Source organism: Streptomyces sp. NPDC001156 (assembly GCF_053598275.1).
Genome location: NZ_JBSFJX010000478.1, coordinates 1 through 2,037 on the forward strand (window position 1 = coordinate 1; position 2,037 = coordinate 2,037).

Consider the following 2,037-nt stretch of genomic DNA (forward strand, 5'->3'; position numbering starts at 1 on the left):
CCCTGCAGGATGCGCGCCACCAGCAGCAACCCCACACCGTCGGCAGTGAGGAACATGACCATGGACGCTGCCTCCACGATCAGCGCGCCGGCGAGCACGGGCCGCCTGCCGACGTAGTCGGAGAGCCCTCCGACGGTCAGCAGCGCAACCAGCAAGCCCAAGGCGTAGACCGCGAAGATCGTGGTGAGCATCGTCGGCGTGAATCCCCAACGGTGCTGGTACACCACCAGGAGCGGGGAAAACGCGCTGGCCGCGGCAAAGAACGCAAGGAGCGCGACGGCCAGAAGCCAGAAGCCGACCGAACGCGATATTCGTTCCGCCGGACGCCAGGGCTTGATGTGCATGATGTTTCTCTCCGGTAGCGGCTGGGGCGATTCGCTTCGGCGCGGGTGCAGGCAGGTGCAACGCGACAGTGTCAGCGGGCTCCGAGGGCCAGCCTCCGCTCAAGTAAAGCGAACGTTGTACTTTGAAGCTAACGCATCCGAGCGGCAAAGTAAAGCGATTGCTATACTTGCGGCATGGAGACAGAGAGCGCAGCTGGCACCCGGCAACGTGGCGGCCGAGGGGCGCGTGAGCGCATCCTGCAGGCAGCCGCGAAGCTCTTCTACGAAGAGGGCATCCACGCCACCGGCATCGCCCGCCTGGTCGAGACCGCCGAGGTCTCCACGCGCACCTTCTACCAGCACTTCCCCACCAAGAACGCGCTGGTGGAGGAATACCTGCGCAACTACGAGGCCGGAATGACCCGGCGAATCGAACAGAACCTGAGCCGCGAGGGACTCACCCCCCAAGACCAGCTGCTGTCGCTGTTCACCATGCTCACCGAGGCGACCTCGGGACCCTCAGGGCGCATGACGAACCGCGGCTGCCCGCTCCACAACGCCGCTATCGAAGCCGCAGGGCACATGCCCGACATGCAGGAACTGATCCACCACCACAAGAACGGCATCACCCAACAGCTCACCGCCATCGCCGCCCGCGCAGGTGCCGCCAACCCGGACCAACTGGGCCGGCAGCTGAACGTCCTCCTCGAAGGCGCCACCGCCCTACAGACCTCCCTCGACAGCCCCTGCCCCCGCCACGACGCCCTCGAGGCCGCCCGCGTACTGATCGAGCACGCCCTTCCCGAGACACGGCCCGCCAACTGACCCCCGCCCATGGACGCCGCGCACCGGCAGACCAACCTGACTCCGGGCCAACCGGTTCGCGAACCGCCACGGTTCGAATAGAGACTCGATTTCATGAAAGGATCGAGTCATGGCACGACCTTCCCGTTACCCGCTTGAGCTGCGCCGTCGGGAGGGCCCTCGGACCCACCGGCTCACACCGCGCACAGGGCCAGACGAAGCAATGGCAGCTCCGTGCTCACCCACTCAAAGAGCAGCGGCAATCCTGCATCAAGGCCGGCAGGACAGAGGCGGCTGGCGCGTACCGCCGCGCCCGGCCGAGTGATTCCTGTATGCCGCTCGGCCGCAGGCCACCATGCCGCCCGAGGACGGCGGCGTCTCTTCGCTACCGTCAACGAACGCTGGCGGTTTCAGGTACCGGTAGCAGTCCTGACCAAGAAGCCGTGAGGAGTTGAGCGTCCATGGCCGTATGTGAGGTTTGCGGCAACGACTACGAGATGTCATTCGAAGTGCACGCCAAGGGAGCGGTCCACACCTTCGACAGCCTCGAGTGCGCCGCCCAGAAGATTGCGCCGATCTGCAACAACTGCCAATGCCGCATCCTCGGCCACGGCCTCCAGGCCGACGGGCAGTTCTTCTGCTGTGCGCACTGCGCCCGCCAGCAGGGCAAAGCAGAACTCGTAGACCACGCCTGACCCGCACGAGGGGCCTGGCACTCCTGACCACCACCTGGACCGAACACACGGCAGCCCCCGGCATCAGGTGCGTTCAAAGGCCGCCGCATTCCGCCTCGGGTGCTCCCCTACCGTTCCTAATCAGTGAGCAGGAGTGGGTCTTGGACCCATGTGTGGTCACTGCGGACATCCCGAACGGTTTTGGGTGTCCTGGTCGCCCGCTTTCGCTCCGCGTC

At 65.7% G+C, this 2,037-nt stretch carries 3 protein-coding genes; 2 read left to right on the forward strand and 1 reads right to left on the reverse strand.

Annotated features, from left to right (window positions below; genetic code table 11):
* A partial coding sequence (locus ACWDA7_RS52345) for an MFS transporter (protein WP_450615220.1) occupies positions 1-344 on the reverse strand: 344 nt, incomplete at its 3' end.
* A 174-nt stretch (positions 345-518) separates the two neighbouring features.
* Between ACWDA7_RS52345 and ACWDA7_RS52350 the strand changes: the two genes are divergently transcribed.
* Together ACWDA7_RS52350 and ACWDA7_RS52355 are read left to right on the forward strand one after the other, a co-directional pair.
* Positions 519-1,148, forward strand: a complete 630-nt coding sequence (locus ACWDA7_RS52350; RefSeq protein ID WP_450615222.1) for a TetR/AcrR family transcriptional regulator — start codon at positions 519-521, stop codon at positions 1,146-1,148.
* 440 nt (positions 1,149-1,588) lie between these two features.
* Entirely contained in the window at positions 1,589-1,822 is a 234-nt protein-coding gene (locus ACWDA7_RS52355) for a hypothetical protein (protein ID WP_450615224.1), read from the forward strand.
* The last annotated feature ends 215 nt before the right edge of the window (positions 1,823-2,037 follow it).